Source organism: Geobacillus sp. WSUCF1 (genome assembly GCF_000422025.1).
Taxonomy (GTDB): Bacteria; Bacillota; Bacilli; order Bacillales; family Anoxybacillaceae; genus Geobacillus; species Geobacillus zalihae.
In genome coordinates this window covers 1-6,102 of record NZ_ATCO01000168.1, presented here as the reverse complement: position 1 = coordinate 6,102, position 6,102 = coordinate 1, and the positions used below count along the sequence as shown (strand labels likewise).

Below are 6,102 nucleotides of genomic sequence, written 5' to 3'. Positions count from 1 at the left end.
ACGCCAACCGAAATTCATCTCCCACTTTCACTGGTGCTGGCGCACCTTCACGTTTAGAAGTAGGAGACTTCTTTCGGAGGGAAGTTAAAAGTCACAAGATCAAAACCAACATCTCGATACCCTTATCGAATACCAATTGTTTATTGGAAATATGTTGGATTAAAGGCACAATCATATGTTCAGTATGACTGGTATAACGAAATTCCATCTACCGTTCGGTTTCGGAAATTTTACGGGATTATGCACCCTTATGATTTTAATCGCGTCCTTAATGCGTTTCGTCGTTATCATGGCATTTAATAGATACATAGTGATCAAAGAGCTTGCTTTGCCAGAGTTTTGTTTTGATTAACCCAGGTGCTAGTTGAGCGTCAGAGCTCAACTAGCACCACGGATAAAATCCCATATTATTGCCCTTGAACCAACTCGAGCGGAACGGGGATAAATTGATCCACTTTCTCCCCTTTGTGAACGCGGATAGCAGCGTCCACCGCCTTTTCGCCAATCAATGCTGGTTTTTGCGCGACGGTGGCCGCCATTTTCCCTTCTTTCACCGCCTTGACTGCGTCATCGGTCGCGTCGAATCCAACCACAATCACGTTGTTCATTCCATGCGCCTGCAAGGCCTCCAACGCCCCTAAGGCCATTTCGTCATTATGGGCAAAGACCGCTTGAATGTCTTTATGGCTTTGCAAAATGTTTTCCATGACCGATAATCCTTTGGCCCGGTCAAAATCTGCCGCCTGTTTGGCGACGACTTTCATATTGGCGGCTTTGTCGATCACTTGGTGGAATCCTTCCCCCCGTTCACGGGCTGCAGACGAACCAGGAATCCCTTCCAATTCCACAATGTTTCCCCCGTTTTTCAAGTGGTCGACGATAAATTGCGCCGCCATTTTTCCCCCAGCCACATTGTCAGAAGCGATATGGGTGACCACTTTCCCGCCGTCCGCGCTGCGGTCGACGGTAATGACCGGGATGTTGGCGCTGTTGGCGGATTCAATCGCAGACGTGACAGCGCTCGAGTCCGTCGGGTTGACCAACAGCACATCGACCTTTTGCTGGATCAAGTCTTCAATATCGTTAATTTGTTTTGCTGAATCATTTTGGGCATCGACGACAATCAATTCCGCCCCTTCGTCTTTGGCGGCTTTTTCCGCTCCTTCTTTTAAGGTGACGAAGAACGGGTTGTTCAAAGTGGAAATGGACAAACCGATTTTCACTTCTCCATCTTGTTTCGTTTTCCCTTTGTCGCTCGAGGCGCTGTTCTGGTCAAGCGAACATCCAGCCAACACGCCGCCTGCAAGCCATAACGCCGCCAATAACCCCACTGCTTTTCTCATTTCGATTCCCCCTTGTTTTTTTAATAAAATCTATCATGCTTCTTTGCGGCGGTCTAACAGCACCGCAAGAAGAATGACCGCTCCTTTGATGACTTGCTGGTAAAACGACGACACGTTGAGCAAATTCAATCCATTGTTCAACACCCCAATAATCAAGGCACCCACTAGCGTGCCGAAAATCCAGCCTCTTCCTCCTGACAAACTGGTGCCGCCTAAGACAACGGCCGCAATGGCATCCAACTCGTACGCCGTTCCCGCTGTCGGCTGCGCGGAATTCAAACGGGAAGTTAAAATGAGCCCCGCCAAAGCAGATAACGTCCCTGTCAGCGCATATACATATATTTTGAGTCGATCAACGCGAAGTCCCGATAGACGGCTCGCTTCTTCGTTCCCCCCAACCGCGTACGTATGGCGGCCAAATGTAGTCTTTTTCAATACCACATACAAAGCGATATAGACCATGAGCATCAATATAATAGGTACGGGAATGCCGAAGAAATAACCGCGGCCTATCATCTGAAACATGATGTCATCAGACGCAAACCCTGTAATCGGGCGACCGTCCGTGTAAACGAGAGTCAAGCCGCGAAACGCCGTCATGGTCGCCAGCGTAGCGATAAAAGGAGCGACTTTTCCTTTGGTGATGATCACCCCATTCAACACTCCCATTACCATACCCGCTAATAGGCCCACCAGTATAGCGACAAAACCATTCATTCCTTGCGCCATCATTCCTGCTGTGATAGCGCTTGAGAGCGCTAACACAGAACCGACTGATAAATCGATGCCTCCTGTTAAAATGACAAACGTCATCCCAAAGGCAATCAAGGCGTTGATGGATACTTGCCGCAGGAGATTGAGCCAGTTGTCCATCGTCAAAAAGTCATCGCTCAATATGGAAAGCACGATGCATAGCAGAAACAATCCGATGAGAGGCCCTAATTTTTTCACATCCCATTTTCGCTTTGCTTCCATCATCGATTCCCCCCTGTCGCCGCCCGCATGATGGTTTCTTGATCCAACCCGTCGTTTTCCAAAATCGCTTGCACTTTCCCTTCATGGACGACCATGACGCGGTCGCTCATGCCCAATACTTCCGGCAGTTCAGAAGAGATCATAATGATCGCGGCGCCTTGGGCGGCCAATTCATTGATCACTTCATAAATCTCTTGCTTTGCCCCGACATCCACGCCGCGAGTCGGTTCATCCAAAATGAGGATGCGCGGGTTCATCGCCAGCCATTTGCCGAATACGACTTTTTGTTGATTCCCGCCGCTCAATGCTTTCACAGGTAAATCTGGGGAAGAGGCTTTAATATCCAACAGATGAATGTATGTCAACACCACGTCCCGTTCTTTCGATGACTGGATGAATCCCGCTGTTGCCAATTGTTCCAACTTCGGCAAGGTCAAATTCTCATGGACGCTCATCTCGAGAATGAGCCTTTTTGCTTTCGGTCTTCGGTAATCATGGCGATGCCATGTTCGACGGCCTGGCGCGGAGAACGGATGCGCACAGGGCGCCCGTCGATATAGATGTCTCCTTCATCGAATGGTCTGGCTCCGAAAATCGCTTCCATGATCTCGGTTCGCCCCGATCCCATCAGTCCCGCCACACCAAGCACTTCACCGGCTCGCACGGAAAACGATACATTCTCAAACAATCCTTTTTTCGTGAGCCGCTCTACGCGCAGCCGTTCTTCTCCAATGGTGACGCGCCGTTTTGGAAAGCGTTCCCCAATTTGCCGCCCGACCATCATTTGAACAATTTCATCGAAGTTCGTTTCCTTTACTCGTTTCGTTCCGATGAACTGGCCATCGCGGAGAACCGAAATCCGGTCGCAAATGGTAAAAATCTCTTCCATCCGATGTGAAATGTAAACAACCGCGACGCCTTGCTGTTTCAAGGTGCGAATGACAGAAAATAAAGCCTGAATTTCCCGTTCCGTCAGCGCCGCTGTCGGTTCATCCATAATAAGGCACTTCGCATTCGTCGAAATGGCCCTGGCAATTTCGATCATTTGCTGTTTTCCGACAGACAACCGACCGGCGAGTTCTCGTGGGTCAAGGTCCATCCCTAATCTCCGCAAATAGGAAGCGGCCTGTTGCTCCATTTCTTTATAACGAATGACACCCGTTCTCCCGATTTTCGGCTCGCGGCCAAGAAAAATGTTTTCGGCCACCGTCAATGTTGGAATGACATTCAACTCTTGATGAATCACGACAATCCCGTCGCGTTCCGCCTCTTTCGGATGACGGTAATGCACTTCGCGCCCGTTGACAACAATCGTTCCCCCATCCCGCTCATAAATGCCGGTCAGAACTTTGATCAGCGTCGATTTCCCCGCTCCGTTCTCTCCCATCAACGCATGCACTTCTCCAGGAAGCACTTCAAAATCAACGCCATTCAGAACGATATTGGCGCCAAACGATTTTTGAATCGACCGCATGTCAATCAAGGGCCTCATCGTTTCTGCCCTCCTTTTCCTTCAGAAATCTTTCGATGAAAAACTTACACCGGAACGCAGAATGATATTGGCATAGGGGGTTGCCTCTCCTGTGCGAATCACCGCTTTCGCCTGCTTCGTCATCGCTTTGAATTGTTCGTGAGGAACAAACTGCACAGGCACACCACCCATTCTTGCCCTGATGCTTTCGTATAGATCCGGATTCTGGTCTTTGATCTCCTCGGCTAGTACGATTGCTTCAATTTCCAATTCATCAACAACCGCATCCAACACGGATAAAAAGGGCGGAAACCCTTTGACGAGAGACAAGTCGATGCGCGCCTGTTCGTTCGGAATCGGCAGCCCGCAATCGGCAATCACGATCGTATCGGTGTGCCCGAGCGAGGCAAGCAGCGTGTTCAATTCTTTATTCAAAATCCCGCTTTTTTTCATCAGTGACTCTCCTTCTGTCTGGACAAAAATGATTCGACCTCTTGCCGTCTCGGCATCCCAGCTTGCGCCCCGAGTTTCGTCACGGACAAGGCCGCCGCCGCATTGGCAAATCGGCACGCTTCATCAAGCGGCTTCCCTTCCGCCAGCGCCACGGCAAGCGCACCGTTAAACGTATCGCCCGCGCCTGTCGTATCCACGACGGGAACTTGGAAACTTGGAATGAGCCGTTCTTGTCCATCTTGCCAAATGCGCACCCCTTTTGCCCCTTCGGTGACAATCAGCTTATCGGCAAACGCTCCTTCGTCCATCTTGTCGAACAAAATCGTCCGTTCATGTTCATTGGGCGTCAAGAAACTCGCCTGCTCAAGCACCGACGGCGGCAGCGGTTGCGCCGGAGCGGGGTTGACGATGACGCGCACACCATGGCGATGGGCGAGCGAAACCGCCCGTTCCACAACGGGAAGCGGAATCTCGAGCTGCAATAAGCAAACATCGCTTTCGGCGATCACGGATTCACATGAATCGAGATCTTCCGGCGTAAGCGCATGATTCGCCCCAGGAACGACGATGATCCGATTGTCCCGCTCAGAAATCGTAATGGAAGCAATGCCTGTACTCCCATGTGTAACCGGTTTCACATAATCGACGGAAATGCCCTCATTTTGTAACGAACGGATGAGCTCTTGACCAAACGCATCATCCCCACTGCGCCAATCATCCGTACATCGGCGCCGAGGCGGGCGGCGGCCACCGCCTGGTTCGCCCCTTTGCCGCCGGGAGTGGTGAGAAACTGTTCGCCTAAAATCGTCTCTCCTTGGTTTGGAAATCGCGCCGCCACAGTGACTAAGTCCATGTTGAGGCTGCCGATCACCGTAATGGTTGGTTTGTTCAAGTCAATCCCCTCCTTGACGTCGACTGCCGCACCACAAGTTGAACCGGAAGTTGATAATGGAGCTTCTCAAGCGGCTTCCCCTCAATTTGTTTAATTAAAATTCTTGCCGCCATGGCCCCCATTTCGTAAATAGGCTGAGACACGGTCGATAGTTCGGGTGTTGTCATTTCCGTCAGCGGGATGCCGTCGTAGCCAATAATGGCAATATCATCCGGAACCCGCAGCCCGCATTGCTGAACCGCTTTCAAAGCACCGACCGCCATCGCGTCGTTGCCGGCAAAGATCCCGTCCATATCATGTTCAGCCAACGCGGCCATCACCGCTTCTTTCGCCTGCTTCAACTGGTAATTCCCTTGAATGACGAGCTGACGATCTCCCAACCCTAACGCCCTCATTTCATCTTGATAGCCGCGGAAACGCTCCATGGCGTTCACCACGTGGTTGGGCCCTTGAATATGGGCAATCCGCCGGCAGCCCACTTCATACAAATGCCGCGTCGCTAAACGAGCTCCCTCGTAATTATCCGCGACCACCGACGGATAACGCTCATGCAGCGGACGGTCGAGCACGACAATCGGAACATCCCATTCCTCGACTTCTTCCGGCGCGAACTGATTCGTGGTCAAAATGACGCCGTCCACATATTTTTGCTTTAACACTTCGATGTATTCTCGTTCTTTTTCTACTTTCTCATCGGAATTGCATAGAATGACCGTATAGTCATAAATATTCATCACATCTTCCACCGCGCGAACGAGTTCGGGAAAGAACGGATTGGTAATATCAGGGACAATGAGTCCGACTGTTTTCGATGTCTTTTTAAACAGAGCTCTCGCCACTTCATTCGGTTTATAATTGAGCTCTTTCATCGCCTGTCTAACCCGTCTTTCCGTTTCCTCATTAACATATCCATTTTGATTTAACACACGCGAAACGGTGGCGACGGAGACCATACCCGTCAAGTTAGC

4 protein-coding genes and 2 pseudogenes are annotated in these 6,102 nt (G+C 50.6%); all 6 read right to left on the bottom strand.

Translation table 11 applies throughout. The annotated features are described in order from the left end of the window. Positions 1 to 407: 407 nt before the first annotated feature. Positions 408 to 1,343 (bottom strand): ribose ABC transporter substrate-binding protein RbsB, encoded by a 936-nt coding sequence (gene rbsB / locus I656_RS02270; RefSeq protein ID WP_020756433.1) that lies wholly within the window; start codon positions 1,341 to 1,343, stop codon positions 408 to 410. A 33-nt stretch (positions 1,344 to 1,376) separates the two neighbouring features. Next, a complete protein-coding gene (gene rbsC / locus I656_RS02275) occupies positions 1,377 to 2,321 on the bottom strand; it encodes a ribose ABC transporter permease (protein WP_020756432.1) in 945 nt (314 codons plus the stop codon). Next, positions 2,318 to 3,810, bottom strand: a pseudogene (locus I656_RS0116640) (sugar ABC transporter ATP-binding protein). Before I656_RS0116640 ends, rbsC begins: the two are co-directional and overlap by 4 nt. 21 nt (positions 3,811 to 3,831) lie before the next feature. Then, complete coding sequence (rbsD, locus tag I656_RS02280; protein ID WP_011232699.1) at positions 3,832 to 4,242, bottom strand: D-ribose pyranase; 411 nt, start codon at positions 4,240 to 4,242, stop codon at positions 3,832 to 3,834. Then, positions 4,242 to 5,134: pseudogene (gene rbsK, locus I656_RS0116635) on the bottom strand (ribokinase). The gene rbsD and the pseudogene rbsK overlap by 1 nt, the downstream one beginning before the upstream one ends. After that, on the bottom strand, positions 5,131 to 6,087 hold the full coding sequence (locus I656_RS02285) for a LacI family DNA-binding transcriptional regulator (protein ID WP_050572322.1): 957 nt from the start codon (positions 6,085 to 6,087) through the stop codon (positions 5,131 to 5,133). The pseudogene rbsK and the gene I656_RS02285 overlap by 4 nt, the downstream one beginning before the upstream one ends. Positions 6,088 to 6,102: the final 15 nt, after the last annotated feature.